19 protein-coding genes are annotated in these 19033 nt (G+C 72.2%); 8 read left to right on the top strand and 11 right to left on the bottom strand.

Annotation, left to right across the window (positions count from 1 at the left end; all coding sequences use genetic code 11):
• Positions 1–28: 28 nt before the first annotated feature.
• Both ACLBYB_RS07415 and ACLBYB_RS07410 read right to left on the bottom strand, forming a co-directional pair.
• Positions 29–1273, bottom strand: coding sequence for a glycoside hydrolase family 5 protein (locus ACLBYB_RS07415; RefSeq protein ID WP_447698386.1), 1245 nt, complete (start codon positions 1271–1273; stop codon positions 29–31).
• On the bottom strand, positions 1267–2451 hold the full coding sequence (locus tag ACLBYB_RS07410) for a DUF1972 domain-containing protein (protein WP_447698385.1): 1185 nt from the start codon (positions 2449–2451) through the stop codon (positions 1267–1269). Before ACLBYB_RS07410 ends, ACLBYB_RS07415 begins: the two co-directional genes overlap by 7 nt.
• A gap of 106 nt (positions 2452–2557) precedes the next feature.
• On the opposite strand from ACLBYB_RS07410, the gene ACLBYB_RS07405 reads away from it, so the two are divergent.
• Together ACLBYB_RS07405 and ACLBYB_RS07400 are read left to right on the top strand one after the other, a co-directional pair.
• Complete coding sequence (locus ACLBYB_RS07405) at positions 2558–3817, top strand: glycosyltransferase family 4 protein (RefSeq protein WP_447698384.1); 1260 nt, start codon at positions 2558–2560, stop codon at positions 3815–3817.
• 359 nt (positions 3818–4176) lie between these two features.
• Complete coding sequence (locus ACLBYB_RS07400) at positions 4177–5175, top strand: lipid II:glycine glycyltransferase FemX (protein WP_447698383.1); 999 nt, start codon at positions 4177–4179, stop codon at positions 5173–5175.
• A 12-nt stretch (positions 5176–5187) separates the two neighbouring features.
• On the opposite strand, the gene ACLBYB_RS07395 is transcribed toward ACLBYB_RS07400, so the two are convergent.
• Together ACLBYB_RS07395 and ACLBYB_RS07390 are read right to left on the bottom strand one after the other, a co-directional pair.
• Entirely contained in the window at positions 5188–6450 is a 1263-nt protein-coding gene (locus tag ACLBYB_RS07395) for a hypothetical protein (RefSeq protein ID WP_447698382.1), read from the bottom strand.
• A gap of 207 nt (positions 6451–6657) precedes the next feature.
• Positions 6658–7800 (bottom strand): aminotransferase class V-fold PLP-dependent enzyme, encoded by a 1143-nt coding sequence (locus tag ACLBYB_RS07390; protein WP_447698381.1) that lies wholly within the window; start codon positions 7798–7800, stop codon positions 6658–6660.
• Positions 7801–8835: 1035 nt separating this feature from the next.
• Between ACLBYB_RS07390 and ACLBYB_RS07385 the strand changes: the two genes are divergently transcribed.
• Complete coding sequence (locus ACLBYB_RS07385) at positions 8836–9537, top strand: hypothetical protein (protein ID WP_447698380.1); 702 nt, start codon at positions 8836–8838, stop codon at positions 9535–9537.
• Here ACLBYB_RS07385 and ACLBYB_RS07380 read toward each other — a convergent pair.
• Together ACLBYB_RS07380 and ACLBYB_RS07375 are read right to left on the bottom strand one after the other, a co-directional pair.
• Positions 9534–9728 (bottom strand): hypothetical protein, encoded by a 195-nt coding sequence (locus tag ACLBYB_RS07380; protein ID WP_447698379.1) that lies wholly within the window; start codon positions 9726–9728, stop codon positions 9534–9536. The two genes, ACLBYB_RS07385 and ACLBYB_RS07380, sit on opposite strands and share 4 nt — an antisense overlap.
• Positions 9725–10639 carry an IS1595 family transposase gene (locus ACLBYB_RS07375; protein ID WP_447698378.1) on the bottom strand — a complete coding sequence of 305 codons (915 nt, stop codon included), beginning with the start codon at positions 10637–10639 and terminating at the stop codon, positions 9725–9727. The genes ACLBYB_RS07380 and ACLBYB_RS07375 overlap by 4 nt, the downstream gene beginning before the upstream one ends.
• 172 nt (positions 10640–10811) lie before the next feature.
• Between ACLBYB_RS07375 and ACLBYB_RS07370 the strand changes: the two genes are divergently transcribed.
• Positions 10812–11684, top strand: a complete 873-nt coding sequence (locus ACLBYB_RS07370; protein WP_447698377.1) for a 4-(cytidine 5'-diphospho)-2-C-methyl-D-erythritol kinase — start codon at positions 10812–10814, stop codon at positions 11682–11684.
• A 19-nt stretch (positions 11685–11703) separates the two neighbouring features.
• Here the strand turns inward: ACLBYB_RS07370 and ACLBYB_RS07365 are convergent, their stop codons facing one another.
• Positions 11704–12183, bottom strand: a complete 480-nt coding sequence (locus ACLBYB_RS07365; RefSeq protein WP_447698376.1) for a hypothetical protein — start codon at positions 12181–12183, stop codon at positions 11704–11706.
• The gene (locus ACLBYB_RS07360) at positions 12180–13997 is read right to left on the bottom strand and encodes a chloride channel protein (RefSeq protein ID WP_447698375.1); all 1818 of its coding nucleotides are present in this window, start codon (positions 13995–13997) and stop codon (positions 12180–12182) included. The genes ACLBYB_RS07365 and ACLBYB_RS07360 overlap by 4 nt, the downstream gene beginning before the upstream one ends.
• Before the next feature lie 136 nt (positions 13998–14133).
• Here ACLBYB_RS07360 and ACLBYB_RS07355 point away from each other — a divergent pair, with 136 nt between their 5' ends.
• A complete protein-coding gene (locus tag ACLBYB_RS07355; protein ID WP_447698374.1) occupies positions 14134–14562 on the top strand; it encodes a MarR family winged helix-turn-helix transcriptional regulator in 429 nt (142 codons plus the stop codon).
• 68 nt (positions 14563–14630) lie between these two features.
• On the opposite strand, the gene ACLBYB_RS07350 is transcribed toward ACLBYB_RS07355, so the two are convergent.
• Complete coding sequence (locus tag ACLBYB_RS07350; protein ID WP_100250641.1) at positions 14631–15650, bottom strand: polyprenyl synthetase family protein; 1020 nt, start codon at positions 15648–15650, stop codon at positions 14631–14633.
• A gap of 168 nt (positions 15651–15818) precedes the next feature.
• Here ACLBYB_RS07350 and ACLBYB_RS07345 point away from each other — a divergent pair, with 168 nt between their 5' ends.
• The gene (locus ACLBYB_RS07345) at positions 15819–16043 is read left to right on the top strand and encodes a putative signal transducing protein (protein WP_026604550.1); all 225 of its coding nucleotides are present in this window, start codon (positions 15819–15821) and stop codon (positions 16041–16043) included.
• Complete coding sequence (locus tag ACLBYB_RS07340; protein WP_447698373.1) at positions 16040–16798, top strand: tRNA1(Val) (adenine(37)-N6)-methyltransferase; 759 nt, start codon at positions 16040–16042, stop codon at positions 16796–16798. The genes ACLBYB_RS07345 and ACLBYB_RS07340 overlap by 4 nt, the downstream gene beginning before the upstream one ends.
• Before the next feature lie 9 nt (positions 16799–16807).
• Here the strand turns inward: ACLBYB_RS07340 and ACLBYB_RS07335 are convergent, their stop codons facing one another.
• Positions 16808–17119 (bottom strand): hypothetical protein, encoded by a 312-nt coding sequence (locus ACLBYB_RS07335; protein WP_100250639.1) that lies wholly within the window; start codon positions 17117–17119, stop codon positions 16808–16810.
• Positions 17120–17152: 33 nt separating this feature from the next.
• On the bottom strand, positions 17153–17827 hold the full coding sequence (locus ACLBYB_RS07330; RefSeq protein WP_056531636.1) for a hypothetical protein: 675 nt from the start codon (positions 17825–17827) through the stop codon (positions 17153–17155).
• A 405-nt stretch (positions 17828–18232) separates the two neighbouring features.
• On the opposite strand from ACLBYB_RS07330, the gene ACLBYB_RS07325 reads away from it, so the two are divergent.
• Positions 18233–19030, top strand: coding sequence for a heme ABC transporter permease (locus ACLBYB_RS07325; RefSeq protein WP_447698372.1), 798 nt, complete (start codon positions 18233–18235; stop codon positions 19028–19030).
• Positions 19031–19033: the final 3 nt, after the last annotated feature.

Raw genomic sequence — 19033 nt, 5'->3', positions numbered from 1 at the left:
CCGAGCCGCGGATCGGTCGGGGACCGCCTCAGGGCCGGGCCCGCAGCCCGAGCGCCGCGATCAGGGCGGGATCGGCGACGTGCGCGTCGTCCATGAGGCCGAGGCCGTCGAACAGGTTCCAGAACGACCACGCGAACCCGTTCGCCTCCGCCGCCAGCCGCACGTCCCGGATGTAGGCGGCCCGGTCCGGCGCCCGGGACGCCGTGAAACGGGCGTCGGTGCGCAGGGCGCCGAACTCGCCCATCAGCACCTGCCCGCGCGGGATCCCGTAGAGGTCCGCCCAGGTCGCGACCGGCGCCATCGCGTCGGCGATGTAGGCCGGGCCGGGCGCGGCCTCGAAATACGCGTGCAGTTTCGCCCCGATCACCGCGCGGTCGCGCGCCTTCTCGGCCTGCGGCACCGTGCGGTCCGTCTCCATGCGCGCCCGCACCGCCTCGAGGGTCTCGCGCAGCGTGCCGCGGCTCCCGGGCCAGGGCACGGCGGTGAGCCAGCGGTAGAACGGCTCCTCGGTGAGCCAGGTCGCCCCCTGGTGGGAGAACAGGTACGGCTCGTAGAAGTGGAAGGTGTAGAGGAGCGGCGCGAACCGCGCGAGCGCGGCCGGATCCAGAGCCGTCAGGCCGGCGACGAGGCTGCCGCAGGAGCCGGTCGCCACCAGGGTGAGCGCCGGCGCGGCCGCGCGGGCCGCGGCCAGGAGCCCGTCCTGCACCCGGTTCCAGGCGCCGCCGCCGCAGGCCTGCGGCGGCTCGTTCACCGGCTCCAGGACCAAGCGGTCCGTGCCCTTCCGCGCGCACAGGCGCGCGAGGTCTCCGACGAGGTCGCGATAGGCCGCGAAGAGCGGCGCCCGGTCCGAGCCGTAGAACGCGTCGGGCGTGTAGTGGTGGGTCGCGGCGTTCGCCTGGACATTGACCAGGACGCGCAGCCCGGCCGCCAGCGCCGCGTCGACGGCCTCCGACAGGGTGCCGAGGAGTTCGGCGCGCCGCGGCCCCGTGAAGGCCACGAACGGCCCGGGATCGAGGGGCAGGCGCACGAAGTCGAAGCCGAACCCGGCGATCCGGGCGAGGTCGTCGCGGGTCGGCACCGGCCGTCCGGCCTGGAAGGGCGGCCACGCGTAGTCGGTCCGCGGGGGCGGGTACTCGGTGGTCAGCGAGAACCAGGGCCAGAGGGCGATGCCCCGGCGCAGGGCGACCGGCGCGGGACTGCCCTGAACGGGTCGGACACCCGCACCCGCCGCGAGGGCGCCGGCGAGCACCGACCGGCGGCTGGGGCCTACCATCCCGGACCGGCCGTGGCGCTGACGGGCGCTGCCGCGGCGGCGCGCGCCGCATTGTCCGGGGCCGGCGGGTAGCCGCCGACACGGCGCAGCGCATCTTCGTACGAGGCCAGCACGGCATCCCAGCGGAACTGCTCGGCGCGCGCCCGCGCCGCCGCGCGGGCCGCCGCGACCGCGGCCCCGTCGGAGAGCACACGCTCGATCGCCGCGGCACAGCTGTCCGGATCCGAGAAGTAGAACTGACCGTCGCCAGCCGTGCCCCGGTTGAACGGATTGTCGTGGGCGACCACGGCGTTGCCCGCCCAGAGCGCCTCGACCAGCGACGGGTTGGTGCCGCCCACCGTGTGGCCGTGGAGATAGGCCCGCGCGTGGACCCGCAGGGCCTGGACCTGCTCGGGCTCGTAGATGGCGCCGGGAAACAGCACCTCCGGCGAGGCGGCTGCCTCCACGGCGCGATGGTACGGGTTGCCGACCCTCAGCGTGCCGAGCACCACCAGCCGCACGCCGCGGGCACGGCGCGAGAAGGCCTCGACGAGCGTCAGGATGTTGTTGTCCGGCTCGATGCGGGCGATCGAGACGAGGTAGCGGTCGGGCTCGAGGCCGAGGGGCGGCGGCCCGACATCGGCCGCCGGGGGATCGCCGCCGTACGGGATGGTCGCGATGGCGCGGCGCGGCCTGCGACGGGCGAGGTGGTCGGCGATGACGGGATGGTCCGCCACCAGCCGCTGCGAGGACCACGCGGCGATCCACTCGCTGACGTAGAAGAAGGCGCGCACGGGCAGCGACCATTTCGGACGGCGCCACTCGATCCCGTCCATGTTGGTCAGGATACGCCCGCCCCGCGCCCGCAGGTAGGGCAGGAACGCGGCGCCGTTGTAGCCGAGCACGAGGCAGACGCCGCCGCGGGTCGCGGCGTCGTGGGCGCAGATGGCGTCGAAGGCGAGCGTCGCGACGGGACCGCGCAGGCTGATTTCCACAGTGATCAGTTCGACGCCGTTCCAGGTGCTCCGCACGATGCGGTCCCGCACCGCCTCGACATCCCTCTGACAGTACACGCCGACCTGCCAGCCGCGTTCGACCAAGTAGAGCGCGAGACGTTCCGCGAAAGTCTCGAAACCACCGTGGGCGGCCGGGATACCGCGCGTGCCGAGAATAAGTAGTTTCGGTGCGCGGTCAGGCATGAAACTTCCTTTCCAATGTGTCGGCCCTATTGTAGATCCGAAGGATACAATCCCGACGACCGGCTTCTACAACTGCTAGTTGTTTATTCAATACAGAAATCATCTTATGGTAGACAATTTCGGACTGAGAGCGGCGCGCGACAGCGATGGTGCTGCCGCCCCCGCGCTGCGGGCCGTCGCCAACGCCGCGGCGGAGCTTCGGATCACGTGCGTCCACCAGGGATTTGAGCTGTACGGCTCGGATCGCTGCTTCATCGAGACCGTCCGCACGATCCGGGCCGCCCATCCGGGTGCGCGGATCGACGTGGTTCTGCCGCGACGCGGGCCGATCGTGGCCGCGCTGGAGCCCTTCGCCAGCGAGATCGTGATCGCCCCGCTCTGGATCCTGCGGCGCAAGAACCTGGCGCGCCTCGTAACCCTGGGTCTGATGGCTCTGCCCATCGCGATGATCCGTGCGTGGCGCCGCATCCGCGCGAGCGACCTCGTCTACATCAACACCACCGTGGTGGCCGACTACCTGCTGGCCGCCCGGCTGGTCCCCGGCCGGAGCATCGTCCACGTCCACGAGATCCCCGAAGGCGCCGTGCTGAAGGTCCTGCGCGGGCTGATCCGCTGGAGCGGCGCCAACGTGGTGTTCAACTCGCGCGCCACCGAGCGGGCCTACGCCCTGCCCCGCGGGGCGACCGCCCGGGTCGTCTACAACGGGATCGCGGGTCCCGCCGAGCCGAATCGGAGCGCCTACGACGGCTCCCGCCCGCTCCGCGTGCTGATGCTCGGCCGGATCAGCCGGATCAAGGGCCAGGACGTCCTCGTGGAGGCGCTGGCCTCCCTGCCGGAGCCCGTGCGTCGGCGGATCGCGCTGCGCATCGTCGGCAGCGCCTTCGAGGACGAGGCCCGCGAGCGGGCCCTCGTCGGGCGGATCGCCGAGGCGGGGCTCGCCGCGCAGGTCACGCTCGAGCCGTTCGTGGCCGATCCCGCCGCCCTCTACCGCTGGGCCGACGTGGTCACGATGCCGTCGCAGCGGCCCGAATCCCTCGGCCGCGTGGCGATCGAGGCGATGTCCTACGGCGTGCCGCCGCTCGTCACGGCGATCGGCGGCCTGCCCGAGGTGGTGGAGGACGGGAAGACCGGCTGGATCGTCCCGCCGGGCGGCCCGGAGCCGATCGCCGCCGTGCTGGCGGATCTGGTCGCCGACCCGGCGCGCTGGCGCGACTTCGGCCGGGCGGCCCGGGCGCGCTACCTGAGCCTGTTCTCGGAGGCCTCGGCGGCGGAGGGCATCGAGGCCATGGTCCGGACGACGCTGCGCCGCCCGACGGCGACGGATCCGTCCCGCGCCGCGGACGCGCCGGCGCGACCGGCCGCCTAGGATCCCCGCGCGTCCCCGCGGGACCGGCGTCGGTCCGGAACGGGCGTCCGCCCTGAGCGCGGGCGCCCTCGGCGTGACCGGGACGACCTCCTGCACGCCCGCGGTCCGTGGCCAAGCGCCGCGGCCGGGCCTGCTGCCGGCGCCGCGCAACGACCGGCCCGGGCGCGTCCCCTTACCGGCCCCGGCCGCCCGGGCACCGGAGCCCCGCTCGCGACGCAGCGGAAACCGACCCGCGCGGCCACCGTCACCCTGTGGACGATCGGCCGCGCGAGGATGCAATGCGGTGGCGCCTGACCGATGAGGCGTGCGGCGCGGGAAACCCTGCCCGGCCGGGACGGGGCGCGAGGACGAGGAGCGACATGGCGGCCAAGCTCGCGGTTCAGGAGACCGCGGATGCCCTGGACTGGGACCGGCGGGTCTGGGCCTGCCCGGGCGCCAACATCTATTGCGGCAGCCCCTGGGGCACCTACAAGGCGCGGCGCGGCCTGGAGGTGCGGCGGGCGGTCGTGTCCGGCGACGGCGCGGACCTCGCCTTCGTCCAGTGGCAGACGCGCCGGAAGGGGCCGGCGCGGTTCATCCACGTCCAGGGCGGCCCGCTGCTGACCGCCGCGGGCGCGCACCGCGCGGAGGCGGTGTTCGCCGCGTTCATCGACCACCTCGCGCTCGGCCGGCTCGACGTCCTCGCCGTCGACTACGAGCAGTTCGAGACCCGCGACGCGACGCTGGCGCTGCTGATGCACGGCTTCGCCCCGGTGATCGGCGCGCCCGACCACACCCTCGAACTCGACCTGACCCAGGATGTCGACGCCATCCAGGCCGGCATGGAGCCGCGCTGGCGCAAGGCCCTGCGCAAGGCCGAGCGCAACCCCGAGGTGACGACGCACTTCCTCGAGGACAGGGCCGAGCGCCTCGAAGCCTTCGACGATTTCACCGCGATGTTCGCGGCCCTGCGCGAGCGCAAGGGCTTCGCCACGACGCTGCAGCCGCAGGCCTACCGCGACATCGCGGCCGAGGACGAGCGCCTGCTGTTCCTCGACGTCCGCGAGAACGGACGGCGGGTTCTCGTGCGGATCGCGCACCTGTCGGACAGCCGCTGCACGGATTTCTACACGGCCTCGAACGAGCGGGCCCGCGCGACGGGCGCCGCGACCCTCGCGGTCTGGCGCTTCGTGGAGCGGGCGAAGGAAGAGGGCTGCCGGGTCTTCGATTTCGGCGGCATCGATCCGGCGGCGAATCGCCCCGTCTTCGAGTTCAAGCGCGGCCTGTGCACCGACGTGGTCCAGCACAACCCGCTCTGGGTCTACAGCCGGACGCCGGCGCTGCGGAGACTGGCGCCGGCCCTGCTCGCGCTGCGCTGAGCGGCGGGCCGGTCACGCGGCGCCGAGGGGTCGCGCCGGTCCCGGGCGCCGCGCCAGGGTCCGGAAGGCCGAGACCGACCAGACCAGCGTCGCAACCTCGGAGGCCAGCAGGCCGGCGAGCGCGGTGGCGGGCGGCAGCAGCAGCAGCGCCGGCACCATCACGGCCATCCCCAGGGCGGCGCTCGCCACCGCCCCCGCCGTGATGGTCCGGAACGCCGCCGAGGCCTCGAGATAGGCCCGCGGGATCGCGTAGAGCAGCGACACGGTCACCACCGCCCAGACACCGAGCCCGATCCAGCCCATCGGCTGCGCGGCGAACCGACCCTTGAACAGGATGTCCTCGACCAGCGGCAGGGCGGCCGCCATCACCGCCCCGTAGGCGAGACAGGCGCTGCCGAGCAGGATTCCGTTGCGGACGACGAGCCGGCGGGCGGCGTCGACCTGCCCGGCCGCGAGCAGCCGGCTGATCTCGGGCAGGATCATGTTCAGCAGCGCGCTCGCGGGGATGCGCAGCGGCGCGTAGAGCACGATCGTGGCGGCGATCGGCGCGTAGGCGGCGGGCCCGGCCAGGAGCGCCAGCAGCAGGGTCAGCCCCTGACCCTGGACCGTCAGGCTGGTGACGCCGGCGAGCGACCACGCCAGGGTCCGCCAGATGGCCCGGTAGCGGGCGCGCGCCCGCGCGTGCAGCGAGAAGCGGATCCGCTCGCGCAGCGCCGCGTAGGCCACCGCGATCGCGACCGCGTGCGCGAGCGCGATCGCCGCGAAGGCCCGATCGAGAAGGGCCGTGCCCTCCCCGTTCAGCCAGCGCGCGACGAGGAGACCGCCGCAGACCGCGTAGACCAGGTCGCTCAGGCCGGCGATCCGGGGCCGGCCGCGGGCGAGGAGCACGATCCGCAGGTAGCTGCGGAAGGCGTAGAGGCCCACGAAGGCCCCGGCCGCGAGGGCGCCGAGGCCGATCACCGGGATCAGCAGAAGGCCGACGGCGGCCGCCATGAGGCCGGAGACCAGCACCGCGCCCGAGCCGAACATCACGTCGTAGCCGAGCGCCGCCGGACGCCCCAGGCTCCGGGCGACGTGGATCGTCGCCGGGACCGCCACCAGGGCCCGGATGTAGGTGATGCCGACCGCCCCGACCGCGAAGACGATGGCGAACAGGCCGTAATCGTGCGCGCCGAGCGCGCGCACCAGCAGGATGTTGAGGAGGAAGTGGAACAGGCTCTGGGTCAGCTCGCCCGACAGGATCACGGCGAACCGCCCCGAGAGGACGGCACGCATCGGTCCGGGCAGGCGGAGGCGGCCAGGGCCCGGGAGCCGGAGCCGATCACCGGGACGCGGCATCGAATCGGTCATGTGGGGGTGGACGGTCTCCGTGTGGGCGCGCGGGCCGGGCGCCGGCGCCGGGAAGCGGTCGGCGGCGCGGCATCGTCTCGCGACTCGCTCCCGGCCCGGCGCTCATGCCGGAGCGTCCGTTTCCGGACCGTCTCAGGTGATCCCCCGGAAGGCCCCGGACAGTGCGGCAAGGCAGCGCGCGAGGTCGTCCTCGTCCGCCCAGACGTGCGGGCTGATGCGCAGCGCGCCGGAGCGCTCGCTCACGTAGACCCGGTCCCGCTGCAGGCGATCGACGAGGCCCGTCGGCAGACCCGCGGGCGGCCGCAGACCGAGGATGCGCGGCGCCCGCAGGGAAGCCGGCAACGGCGCCAGGCCGAGGCCGGCGGCCCCGTCCGCCAAGCGGTCCGTCAGCCCGCGCAGCCGGGCGGCGACGGCCGGCACGCCCCATTGGGCGATCTGCTCCAGCCCGGTCACGGCCATGAACAGCGCGACCGGATCGTTGAGCTCGCCCCGGTCGTAGCGGCGGGCACCGGCGGCCGGCGGGCGGTTCCCGATATTCTCCTCGATGGCCGCACCGTCCTGCCGGTGCGGCGCTGCGTACAGGAAGGCGAGACCGTACGGTCCGAGAGCCCACTTGTAGGTCGGGAAGGCCAGGAAGTCCGGGCGCCACCGGGCGACGTCGACCGGCACGGCACCCACGGCCTGCGTGGCGTCGATCACCAGGGCCGCGCCGGCGGCATGGACCGCGGGAGTTAGCCGGTCGAGGTCGATCAGGCTGCCGTCGGTCCAGTGCAGCGGGGTCAGGGTGGCGAGGGCGAGCGGCGGGGCGCCCGGCCGGTCGATCGCGGCCGCGACCGCCGCGGTCCAGTCGCCGTCCGGGGGGCGCGGCACCTCCTCCACCACCAGACCCTGCCGGTCGGCCAGCCGGTCGAAGGCGAAGCGCAGGGACGGGAACTCGTCGGCCACGCGGAGCAGGCGCCCGCCCGACCTCAGGGTCAGGTTGCGGGCGGCCACCGCCATGGCGTGGCTGACCGCGCCGACGATCGCGATCTCGTCCGCGCCGGCGCCGATCAGCCGGGCGGCCGCAGCGCGCGCCCGCTCGGCCCAGGGCGGGACCGCCGTGCGGGGATGGTCCCAGGGGCGGCTCTTGACCAGGATCCCCGCCTCGCCCGCCGCGCGCACGGCCCGCGGCAGCGGCGACCAGGCGGCGGCGTCGAGGTAGCTGACGTCGGCGGGCATCTCGAAGAGATGGCGCTGGCACGGGAGCGCCGCGGCGACGGATTCGGTGAACGCCATGATGCGCGACAGCCTAGAGGATCGGATCCGCCGGCACCACGGCCCGGACTCCATCGCGCGGCGCCCAGGCCGCAGGCCGGCGCGCCCGGTCCGCGCAGGTCGGCGGCGTGCCCCCTGGCGAACCACCGCATCCTGGTGCTCCGACGCTCCGGCGCCCTGTCGAGCCTCGCGGGACACGACGGGCTGACGGAGCTCGCCGAGGATCCGACCGCGATCCGCTGAGGTGACGCCCGGCCCGACCGGTCGGGGGCCTATATACGTGCTTGACCCAGGTCGCCTAGCGGCCTAGACGACGCCTCCCTTTTCTGGAGGCTCCTCATGGCCGTAGATCCCGCCGCGATCGTCGCAGACAAGTGCTATCTCACGCCCAAAAATCAGGTTCGGCGTGTAATCAGGATCACCACTGGTGATCGGATCCAGTATATGGCCCGATCTGGCGCGCAACCGGGCCAATGGGGTTCTGGAGCAACCGCTAAGCGCTCAACCTTCGCGGCGGCTGTAGATCGCGAGGTCGCCTGTAGCTACAATTCTGAATTCGGCAGCTAGGAAGAGCTGCACGAAAAAGCCCGGCGCTAGGCCGGGCTCTCTTACGCTAAGGTTCAATCGGGGTTGGAATTTGCACCTAGGTGCAACAACGCCCGTGTCCGCGCACGGACTCGATGCGCCCGTAACGGACACGCTTGTACGGGCGAACGCGGTGGCAACGACGCTTAGGATTGTGGTGGTAACGAGTGCGCTTAGTCATCTCTGGCTCCTTGGCCCCGAGTTGAACCAAGCACCCATCAGTGGTATACCGCATCTCGGTGACGAGGTGGCGGTCATTGACCGATGCGCCTTGATGACCGGATAGCAGTGGGGCAAGCCCTGCCATCCGGTCGGCCTACCCGGCGAGTCCGTATCAGAGTTGAAGCCTCTGATTCGGGCCGCCGGCCTCAGGCCATAATCCTGTACACCAATCTGCTTTTCAACACAACGACCTCTCGCTTTTCAACGCTGTCCGTGCAAATTCTGTCCTCAGGAACTGAGGAGAAGGGCATGACGGACCGCGCGCTTGCAAACGCTGTGGCGAAGCGCGACTTCGCCAACGACGAAATTGAAAACCTTACGAAGCGCATCAACGCTCTGCGACAGGAAGTGCGCGAGGCCGAAGCGTTCATCTCGGCGTGGCACCAGTTCGCAGACGCTGCCCCCATTGAGCTTGCGCGCGCCCATCCTGAAGCTGCGCAGAAGCGGGCTGGCTCGCATTCAATCGGCGCAGACGGTGTGGTGCAGGCGAGCCCATCGCGCCGGACTCGGATACCGGGAAATCCGAAAAAGGAAGAGGTCGCACGTGTTGCGCGTGAGATCATTGAGGAGCGCGGTGAACCCGTTCTGCGCTCCGTGCTTCTACAGGATCTCGCCGATCGTGGGCTGAACGTTCGCGGGGCAGACCCGGAAATGGTTCTCTCAACGATGCTCTGGCGCGTCCGTGACACGTCCGGACTCGTGCGCCTTCCGACGGGAGGTTATTGGGTGGCGGATCGCCCACATGAACCCACCGGCTACGTGCCCGGCAGCAACACTGAGGGTTCCAGCGGCGAAGGCAATCAATCAGAAGGGGCCGACGATACCGATGAGCCCAGTTCTGCATCGTTTGGCCACAATGGGAGGGTGTCGGTGACGCCCCTTGACCGGGTGATTGAAACACCGCCCGTGGAGCCCCCTCACATCACGCCCGACGGCCGAAAGGGCGACTAGTCGCCTTGCTTGCGCGAGCCCACGGAGCCAGATTTAGGTGCGACCTGAGCGTCGGGCACCTTCTTCTGCCTCGCCCGCTGGATGCCCTCCTCAACCTCTTTCGGGCGCGTAGCAATGAAGCGCTCAAGCGCTTCCCCGAAATCTATGTCGAGCCCGAACGGCGGCTCGGTCTTGTGCTTGTCGGCGCTCATGCAATCGGCGCCTTGTAGCGCAGCCGACCTTCCATACCGCTGAAAATCGCATTCATGCGGTCGGTCACGCCCATATCGCGGTGGTTGAAGCGCCACGTCATCTCAGTGGCGTAGCGCGATAGATGCTTTGGCGATATCCAGTGGTGGATGCCGATGATCTGCCGCTTGAGGATCGCCCACACGCTCTCAATCGAGTTGGTGTGGAGGCAGTAGGCGGGCACGTACTCACCCGCGCTGTGGTTGACGGTGTGGTGGATGAAATCCTTGCCGAGGCCGGTGTAGGCGCCGTGCTCGTCCGTCATCAGGGTCGAGCCCTTGGCAACGTTCTTGCGCACGATCGTCTGCACCGTCTTGGCCTTGAGGTCAGTCACGACGGCCGTGCGTAGCTCGCCGTCGCGCTCAATAATCCCGAGCACGATCGCCTTACCGGCGCCGCACTGCGTGCCGCCCTTGCGGTCCTTGACGTGCTTGTTCTTGTCCGTGCCGCCGACGTAGGTCTCATCCGCCTCGACGGTGCCCTTGAGCGGCGCGTTGAACGACTTCGTGCGCGCGGCGTGCCGGAGACGGTGGACGACGAACCAAGCCGTCTTCTGGGTGATCTTTAGGTCTTTGGCGAGCGTCGTGCTGGCGATCCCCTTCGGATGGTTCGTGATGAGCCAAATCGCCATAAACCACTTGCGCAGCGGCAGTTTAGTATCCTCGAAGATCGTCCCGACCTTGATGGAGAACCGCTTGCGGCAGTCGCCGCACTTAAAGGTCTTGCGGTCTAAAAACGAATAGATGCGATTGCTGTTGCAATGAGGGCAGAACTCGCCGTCCCGCCAACGGATCGCGCGGAAGTGGTCAACGCACGTCTGCTCGTCGGGGAACGCCCTCATCAGATCGAACAGGCTGTCGAACGATGCGAACATGAGCGGCCTCCTCAATGAGGAGACCCTAAGCCCGTCCGGTCTTTGGGTCAAGCACGTATATAGGCCCGACCGGCCGCGCCGGGTGTTCGGCGGGGGCGGCAGCTGAGCTGTTGTTCCGGGCCGTGAGCCTGTAGAGCCTCGGGACACATCGCCACGACCCGACCGAGACCCCGTGACCCTGCTCGCCGATCGCGCCCCCGCCAAGGTCAACCTGACGCTCCACGTCCTCGGCCGCCGCGTCGGTGACGGCTACCACGTGCTCGAGAGCCTCGTCGCCTTCGCGGGCACGGCCGACCGCCTGACGCTGGATCCCGCGGCACCGCTCAGCCTGACCGTCAGCGGCCCCACCGCCGGCCCCGCCGGCCCGACGGACGACAACCTCGTCCTCCGGGCCGCCCGGGGGCTCGCCGCGCGGGTGCCGAACCTGCGCGTGGGCGCCTTCCACTTGGTGAAGCGCCTGCCGGTCGCGGCGGGGATCGGCGGCGGCTCCTCCGACGCTGCCGCGGCCCTGCGCCTGCTGGCGCGCCTCAACGGGCTGCCCCTCGACCACGAGGCCGTCGGCGCGGTGGCGCGGGAGACCGGCGCCGACGTGCCGGTCTGCCTCGACCCGCGGGCCCGGATGATGCGCGGCGCGGGCGAGGCGATCGGGCCGGTCCTCGGCCTCGCACCGCTGCCCGCGGTGCTGATCAATCCCGGCGTTCCGGTGCCCACCGCCCCGGTCTTCAAGGCGCTGGGCCTGAGCGTCGGCCAGGATCTCGCGGGCGCGCCGCACCCGACGATCCCGCGGGCCATGGCGAGCGACCCGCTGCTCCGGGCCCTGGCCGGGGCCCGCAACGATCTGGAGGCGCCGGCCCTGACCGTGGCGCCGGTGATCGGCGACGCGCTGGCGGCCCTCCGCGCCCAGGGCTGCCGCCTCGCGCGGATGTCGGGCTCCGGCGCGACCGTTTTCGCGCTGTTCGCCGACCGGCGCGCGGCCGTCCGGGCCGCCGCCGCCCTGCGCGCCGCCCATCCGGGATGGTGGGTGGCGCCGACCTTCCTGCGCTGACCCGGCCCGCGGGCGGCGTTCAGCCGGGCTCCGCCTCGTACACCGTCACGACGCCGCGGCCCTCGGGCACCATCACGCGCCAGCCGCGCGCCCGCGGCAGGTCGCCGGGATCGATCGCGCTGGCCCGACCGGTCCCGACATCGAAGGTCGCGAGTCGGCCGTCCGAGATGCGTCCGCGCAGATACGCCCGGCCGTCGCCGAGGTGGAGCGCGGCCGGAGCGGCGGTCACGCCGTGGGCGACGTCCGCGAGGGCGCCGCTCGGCGCCAGGACGGCCCCCGGCAGCGCCAGCACGTCGGCCTCGGGAGCGATCTCGGACGCGACCCGCAGGTGGCCATCGACCGCGTGACGGCGGTTCAGCAGCAGGGCCTCCCGACGTCCCTCACGCTGCACGACGAGGGCGAGATCCGGCCCGTCCCGGCCGGCGATCAGGTAGACGCTGCCCGGCGCGAGCCGATCGAGGCGGGTGGTCCGGCCGGGACGGTGCAGGTCCAGGGTCATGCTTCCATCCGCGCGCGCCGCTCACCCCGCCCCTTCCGGTAGAACGCGCGACGCTCGGCTTCGGCCCGAACTACGGTGGCGCGCACCTGGAGCAGGTCCTTTCGGGTCAGAAGCCCGACGAGGCCGCCGGTGCGCGGATCGGTGACCGGCAGGCGCCCCTGCCCGGCCGACAGCATCACGTCGAGGGCGTGCGAGACCACGTCGCCCGGATGGACGACGGCGAGATCGGCGTCCGAGACGCGCTCGCCGAGGGTGCCCGCCTCGGCCTCGCCGTCGCGCTCCTCCAGGGTCCAGCGCAGGGCGTCGCTGCGCGAGACGAGGCCCACGGGCCGGCCCGCGCCGTCGACCACCGGATAGGCGTGGTGGGCACCGGTCTCGATCGCCGCGAGGGCGTCGGCCAGGGGCAGGTCCGCGTCGAGTGTCTCGACCGTGCGGGTCATCACCGCCTCGACCCGGGCGAGTTCGTAGGGATCGATCCCGTATTCCCGGGTCACGTGCTGCCCGCGCCGGGCGATCTTCTCGGTCAGGATCGAGCGCTTGAGGAGGAGCACGGTCACCGCGTAGGCCGCCATGGTGGCGGCGAGCAGCGGCGCCAGGGCGGCGACGTCGCCGGTCACCTCGACGGCGAAGACGACGCCGGTCAGCGGCGCCGGCAGGGTGCCGCCGAGCATCGCCGCCATGCCGATGAGCGCCCAGAAGCCGTGGGCGCCGGGCAGGAGGAGGCCGATCAGCCAGCCGACGGCGCCGCCGAGGATCAGCAGCGGCGCGAGCACGCCTCCGGACGTGCCCGACGACAGGGCGGCGAGCCAGATCACCGCCTTCACCACGAGGATCAGCACGACGGCGCTCGCCAGCATGTGGCCGGAGAGCAGGTCGTGGATGACGTCGTAGCCGACGCCGAGCGCCCGGGGCTCCACGAGGCCGCCCAGCCCGACCACGACGGCGCCGAGGGCGGGCCACCACATCCAGTGGAGGGGAAGCCGCCCGAATCCGTCCTCCAGCGCGTAGAGCGCCCGGGTCAGCGCCCCCGAGATCAGCCCGCAGGCGACCCCGAGCAGCGCGCAGGCGGGCAGGCCCCACCAGGGCAGGGCCGGATTGTCGGCGAAGGGGAAGAGCGGGCCGGCGCCGAACAGGGTCGGCCGCCAGCAGGCCGCGGTGACCGCCCCGACGGTCACCGGGACGAGGCTGCGCGGCCGCCACTCGAACAGCAGGACCTCCACGGCGAGCAGCACGGCCGCCACGGGCGTCCCGAAGATGGCGGTCATGCCGGCCGCCGCGCCCGCCACCAGCAGGGTCTTCCGCTCGGCGGCGCTGAGATGGAAGAACTGGGCGAAGAGCGAGCCGACCGCGCCGCCCGTCACGATGATCGGCCCCTCGGCGCCGAACGGGCCACCGGTGCCGATCGCCACCGCCGAGGAGAGCGGCTTGAGCACGGCGACCTTGGGCGATATCCGGCTGCCGCCGATCAGGATCGCCTCCATCGCCTCCGGGATCCCGTGGCCGCGGATCTTCTCCGAACCGTAGCGCGCCATGGCGCCGACGATCAGCGCCCCGATCACCGGGATCGCCACCATCCAGGGCCCCGGCGCCGCGCCGGCCAGGGAGGTCAGGTCGGCGTCGAGCCGGCCGTACCACGCGAGGTTGGTCACGAGGCCGATCAGCGTGAGCAGGATCCAGGCGGTGCCGCTGGCGGCGGTCCCGGTGACGACCGCCATGCCGGCCAGCGTCAGGACCCGCCGGTCCGCGCTGAAATCTCCCAGCGCCCGCCGCGACGGCCTACCGTCCCCGCTCCCGCTCCCAGTCCCGCCGATCATCAGGGCCTCCTTTCCTCGCGGCGGCACTTATGTCGTGATCCGATATATTCGACAATGGCTCGACCGTTGCAGCCGGGACAGGACTGCCGATACGACGCAGCATCGGCGGCTCGGACGATTCACCACGGAGGCGATCATGGAGGCCGATGCCCCCGGAACGGCGGCACTGTCGCGGGAGCAGTACGCGGCGCTGGCGGATTTCCGATTCCGTCTCCGCCGCTTCCTGGCGTTCAGCGAGGCCGCGGCGGCCCGGGAGGGGCTGCCGCCGCAGCAGCATCAGGCGCTGCTGACGCTCGCGGGCCACGTCGGGCGCGCGCCCGCCACGGTCGGCCTGCTGGCCGAGCAGCTGCTCATCGCCCCCCACAGCGCGGCCGAGCTGGTCTCCCGCATGGTGGAGGCCGGCCTGCTGACCAAGACCCGCGCCGTCGAGGACAGGCGGCGGAGCGAGCTGTCGCTGACGCCGCGCGCCGAGGCCCTGCTGCGGACCCTCACGGACGCACATCTCGCGGAGCTGCGGGACCTCGCCCCCGCCCTCGCCGAGGCCCTCGGGCCCGCGACGCGGTGAGGCCGACGCGCGCCGTCAAGCTGGCGGAGGTCGGTGGCCGTCGACGCGGGAGCCGAGGGCGCCCGCCCTCAGCGCGCCCGCGCCACGCAGAACTCGACGGCCCCGAGGAGCGCCGCCTTGACGGGCCCGTCCGGGAAGATGTCGAGGGCGGCCCGGGCCTCGGCGCCGTAATGGTGGGCGCGGGCCACGGTCTCCTCCAGGGCGCCGTGGCGCTGCAGGAGGTCGAGGGCGGTCTCCAGGTCGGTCTCGCCGATCTCGCCCTGCTGCAGGGTGCGCCGCCAGAAGCCGCGCTCGCCCTCGCTGGCCCGGCGATAGGCCAGCACGATCGGCAGGGTGATCTTGCCCTCGCGGAAATCGTCGCCGACGTTCTTGCCGAGCTCGGCCGAGGTGCCGCCGTAGTCGAGCACGTCGTCGATCAGCTGGAAGGCGATGCCGAGATTCATCCCGTAGGACCGGGCGGCCGCCTGCTCGGCCTCGGGCCGGCCGGCGAGCACCGGCCCGACCTCGCAGGCGGCGGCGAACAGCTCGGCGGTCTTGCCGCGGATCACCGCGAGGTAGGCGGCCTCGTCGGTCTCCAAGTTCTTGGCGTTGGTGAGCTGCATCACCTCGCCCTCGGCGATCACCGTGGCGGCGGCCGAGAGGATGTCGAGCGCCTTGAGCGAGCCGACCTCCACCATCATCCTGAAGGCCTGGCCGAGCAGGAAGTCGCCGACCAGCACGGAGGCCTCGTTGCCCCACTTGATCCGGGCGGCGACGCGGCCGCGGCGCATGTCGCTCTCGTCGACCACGTCGTCGTGGAGGAGCGTCGCGGTGTGCATGAACTCGACGCTGGCGGCGAGCTTCACGTCGCCGTCGGTGGCACCGGCGTAGCCGCAGAGCCGGGCGCAGGCCAGAGTCAGGATCGGGCGCAGGCGCTTGCCGCCGGAGGCGATCAGGTGGTTGGCGACCTCGGGGATCATCGCCACGTCGGATCCCGTCCGCGACAGGATCGTGGTGTTGACCCGCGCCATGCCGTCGGCCACCAGCGCGACGAGGTCGTTGAGCCCCGCCTCCGCCTCGGGCTTCGGATTCTCGATGGAGAGGGCCATACCCAAGATCCGTGACCTCCAGACCGGTCGCCCCGCAGGGGGCGGGCGATCCCTTCGCACGCGCCCCGCGGCGCCGCAACATCGTCGCCGGCCGGATATGGGGTGTCGCCAGCGCGGATCTCACGCGACGAAACCGCCGATCCCCGCCCGTTCCGGAGCCGCGCCGCGATGATCGAGCTGATCCGGGCCAACGACGTCGTGCTGATCGGGTTCGCCCGCTCGGTCCTCGAGGCGGCCGAGATCCCGGTCCTCGTGGCCGACAGTCACATGAGCCTGATGGAGGGGTCGATCGGCGTCTTCGGTCAGCGCCTCCTCGTGCCGCGCGACCACGAGGCCCAGGCCCGCCGCCTGCTGACCGATGCCGGCATCGCCCACGAGCTGCGCCAGCCGTGACCGCCGAGGCCGGCAGCGGCGCCGATCCCTTCCTCGGCGGCCGCCTGCGCCTGCACCAGCCGCCGCGGGGCGCGCACCGCGCCGGGACCGACGCGGTGCTGCTCGCCCGGCTGCTCACGCCGCGGGCCGGGGACCGGCTCTGCGACGTCGGCGCCGGGACCGGCGCCGTCGGCCTCGCCTGCGCGGCCCTGGCGCCGGGCCTTCGGCCGACCCTGGTCGAGCGCGACCCGGCGCTTGCCGATCTGGCCCGCGCCAACGCGGCCCTCAACGGCATCGACGCGCGGATCGTGGTCGCCGACGTGCTGGCCCCCGCGGCGGAACGCCGCGCCGCCGGTCTGCTGCCGGACAGTTTCGACGTCGTGCTCACCAACCCGCCGTTCTTCGCGGCCGGCGATCACCGCGCCTCGCCGCATCCGGGCCGCGCCGCCGCCCACACCTTCGCGGGCGGCGATCTCGACGCCTGGATTCGCGCCTGCACGGCGATCCTGCGGCCCGGCGGGCGCCTGGGCCTCATCCACCGGGCGGACGCCCTCCCGGCCTGCCTCGACGCGCTCCGGGGCCGCTACGGCGGGCTGGCGATCCGCCCGGTCCATCCCCGCGGCGACGTGCCCGCGATCCGCGTGCTGATCGCGGCGACCCGCGGCAGCCGCGCCTTGCCGAGCCTGCTGCCGCCCCTCGTCCTGCACAGCCCCGACGGCACCTTCACCGACGAGGCCGAGGCGCTCCATCGCGGCGCACCGTGGCCGGCCCCCTGAGCGCCCGCGTCACGCCGCGAGGGCGGCGGGCTCGGCGTCGCGGATGCCGAGGAACCGCTCGACCTCCGGAAGGTCCGGGAAGGCGAGGAATTCGGGGCGCAGCGGCTCGGGCAGCCCCTCGAAGTTGAGCCCCGGGAACGTGTCGGGATGCGGGTAGAGCTGCCAGGCCGCGCCGGGCTCGACCGGGGGGAACAGGATCGCGACCTTCTCGGCGCCGAGGCGGACGATCCGCGTCGGGCTGTACGACAGGGTCTCGATGCTCCAGCCGCGGTGGTAATCCCGGCGGGCCTTCATGGTGCGGCGGCTCGTCGCGCGATGCATGGCGGTCTCCTTCGGTGGGGGTGGGAAGCGGGATCAGGCGGCGCTGCGGCGTCCGGCGCGCTTCGGCCAGCCCAGCGCCACGAGGCGGGCCTTGGCGTAGTCGCGCACCTCGTCGCGGGTGCCGGGCGGCATCGTCGCCAGGACGGCCTGGGTGGCGCCGTCCAGCATCAGGTCGGTGACCGCGTTGATGGTCTCGGCCTCGTCGATACGGCGCTTGAGGTCGCCCTCGGCCTCGGTGACCTCGTCGAAGGCGGGGGCTTCCTCGAAATCCTCGTCGACGGCCCGGACCGGGACTTGGTGTGCCCGGAACTCGTCGGCCTCCTCCTCGGAGTAGACGAGGCCGTGCAGCTCGATGAGCTTGAGGATGACGCGGTCCTTCCCGCGCTTCTCGGCCATGGCGTAGACGTAGGCCGCCTGCTTGCCCGAGACGCGGTAGTTCACGTTGACCAGCGCCTCGCCCATGGACCACTCGACCCGCTCGGTCCCGGGCTTCGCGCCGGGCAGCCGGCCGGTGACCAGGATCACGGCCTCGTCGCGCTCGGCCCGGATGACGGTCGGCGGCTCGAACACGATGCCGGCCTGGGCGGCGATGCGCTCCAGGGTCTTGTGGTAGATGACGGCGGTCCCCTGGACGCGCCAGACGTTGCCCCCGAAGGGCTCGCCGTAGCGGACGAGGATGTCGGCGATCTGCTTGTCGGCGGTTCGCATGGGGCGCTCGGTCCGTCAGGGTGAGGTCGCGTCGTCCACAGCTTTTATCGGGGACGCTCTTTCGTTCTCTTTTTGTTCACATCTATATGCGCAATCCGCCCGCGATGCGCAAGGCTCGGACGCGAAAAGCTGCGGTCGCGGACGTGCGTCATCGTCGGACACGTGCGGGCGTGGCGCGGGTTCCCGCTCCCGTGCGGGAGAGCGCGTGCGTCGAGGATGTCTCAGGAAGACGGCTCGTTGTCGGCGCAGTCGTACAGCAGCTTTTCGGATCCGAAGGCCCGACGGGTTCCGGCCCGACGCACGATGCCATTGCGGCACCCCCGCCGCCTGCGCCGCCGACCCGCATTGTTGCTGCACCGCACCCTAGGCTAGACCGCTTCCACGATGTCCGAGACAGCTGCCGCGATGACGCCTTCCCTCTGGACCCGCCTGTCGAACCCCAGCCACTTCATGCGGTGGTCGGGGGCGCTCGTGCCGTGGCTGACGGCCCTGTCCCTGGGCGTGCTGGCCCTGGGCCTGTTCCAGACCTTCTTCGTGGTGCCGGCCGACTACCAGCAGGGCGAGACGGTGCGGATCATGTACATCCACGTCCCGGCGGCGTGGCTCGGCGTGTTCTTCTACGGCGCGATGAGCGTGTCGGCGATCGGAACCCTGGTCTGGCGCCACCCGCTGGCCGACGTCGCCCAGCGGGCGGCCGCGCCGATCGGGGCCGCCTTCACGCTGATCTGCCTCGTGACCGGCTCGCTGTGGGGCAAGCCCATGTGGGGTACCTACTGGGTCTGGGACGCGCGCCTGACCTCCATGCTGATCCTGCTGCTGATCTACTGCGGCATCATCGCCCTGTGGCGGACCCTGGAGGATCCGAACCGCGCCGCCCGCGCGGTCGCGATCCTGACGCTGGTCGGTGCCGTGAACCTGCCGATCATCAAGTTCTCGGTGAACTGGTGGTCGACCCTTCACCAGCCGGCCTCGATCCTGCGCATGGGCGGCTCCACCATCGATCCCTCGATGCTCCACCCGCTGCTGGTCATGATCGCTGCCGCGACCCTCGGCGGGATGACCCTGCACCTCTACGCGATGCGCACCGAGATCATGCGCCGCCGGGTGCGGACGCTGACGATCCGCGAGGCCGAGCGCCTCGACCGCGCCCAGCCGCGCCTCACCCCGACACCGGCCGCGATGCCGGTCGGGCAGCCGGTCTAGGAG

The sequence above is a fragment of the Methylobacterium sp. D54C genome (assembly GCF_053345595.1).
Note: the sequence above shows the minus strand (reverse complement) of the source record. Positions and strands in the feature narration are given on the sequence as shown.

Bases quoted from the DNA above. Each gene is read 5' to 3' on its own strand.
- ACLBYB_RS07325 (WP_447698372.1), top strand. From the start codon at position 18,233: ATGACGCCTTCCCTCTGGACCCGCCTGTCGAACCCCAGCCACTTCATG.
- ACLBYB_RS07365 (WP_447698376.1), bottom strand. From the start codon at position 12,183: ATGACCCTGGACCTGCACCGTCCCGGCCGGACCACCCGCCTCGATCGG.
- ACLBYB_RS07400 (WP_447698383.1), top strand. From the start codon at position 4,177: ATGGCGGCCAAGCTCGCGGTTCAGGAGACCGCGGATGCCCTGGACTGG.
- ACLBYB_RS07360 (WP_447698375.1), bottom strand. From the start codon at position 13,997: ATGATCGGCGGGACTGGGAGCGGGAGCGGGGACGGTAGGCCGTCGCGG.
- ACLBYB_RS07390 (WP_447698381.1), bottom strand. From the start codon at position 7,800: ATGGCGTTCACCGAATCCGTCGCCGCGGCGCTCCCGTGCCAGCGCCAT.
- ACLBYB_RS07375 (WP_447698378.1), bottom strand. From the start codon at position 10,639: ATGTTCGCATCGTTCGACAGCCTGTTCGATCTGATGAGGGCGTTCCCC.
- ACLBYB_RS07350 (WP_100250641.1), bottom strand. From the start codon at position 15,650: ATGGCCCTCTCCATCGAGAATCCGAAGCCCGAGGCGGAGGCGGGGCTC.
- ACLBYB_RS07380 (WP_447698379.1), bottom strand. From the start codon at position 9,728: ATGAGCGCCGACAAGCACAAGACCGAGCCGCCGTTCGGGCTCGACATA.
- ACLBYB_RS07385 (WP_447698380.1), top strand. From the start codon at position 8,836: ATGACGGACCGCGCGCTTGCAAACGCTGTGGCGAAGCGCGACTTCGCC.
- ACLBYB_RS07410 (WP_447698385.1), bottom strand. From the start codon at position 2,451: ATGCCTGACCGCGCACCGAAACTACTTATTCTCGGCACGCGCGGTATC.
- ACLBYB_RS07405 (WP_447698384.1), top strand. From the start codon at position 2,558: ATGGTAGACAATTTCGGACTGAGAGCGGCGCGCGACAGCGATGGTGCT.
- ACLBYB_RS07395 (WP_447698382.1), bottom strand. From the start codon at position 6,450: ATGCGTGCCGTCCTCTCGGGGCGGTTCGCCGTGATCCTGTCGGGCGAG.
- ACLBYB_RS07330 (WP_056531636.1), bottom strand. From the start codon at position 17,827: ATGCGAACCGCCGACAAGCAGATCGCCGACATCCTCGTCCGCTACGGC.
- ACLBYB_RS07415 (WP_447698386.1), bottom strand. From the start codon at position 1,273: ATGGTAGGCCCCAGCCGCCGGTCGGTGCTCGCCGGCGCCCTCGCGGCG.
- ACLBYB_RS07335 (WP_100250639.1), bottom strand. From the start codon at position 17,119: ATGCATCGCGCGACGAGCCGCCGCACCATGAAGGCCCGCCGGGATTAC.
- ACLBYB_RS07345 (WP_026604550.1), top strand. From the start codon at position 15,819: ATGATCGAGCTGATCCGGGCCAACGACGTCGTGCTGATCGGGTTCGCC.
- ACLBYB_RS07355 (WP_447698374.1), top strand. From the start codon at position 14,134: ATGGAGGCCGATGCCCCCGGAACGGCGGCACTGTCGCGGGAGCAGTAC.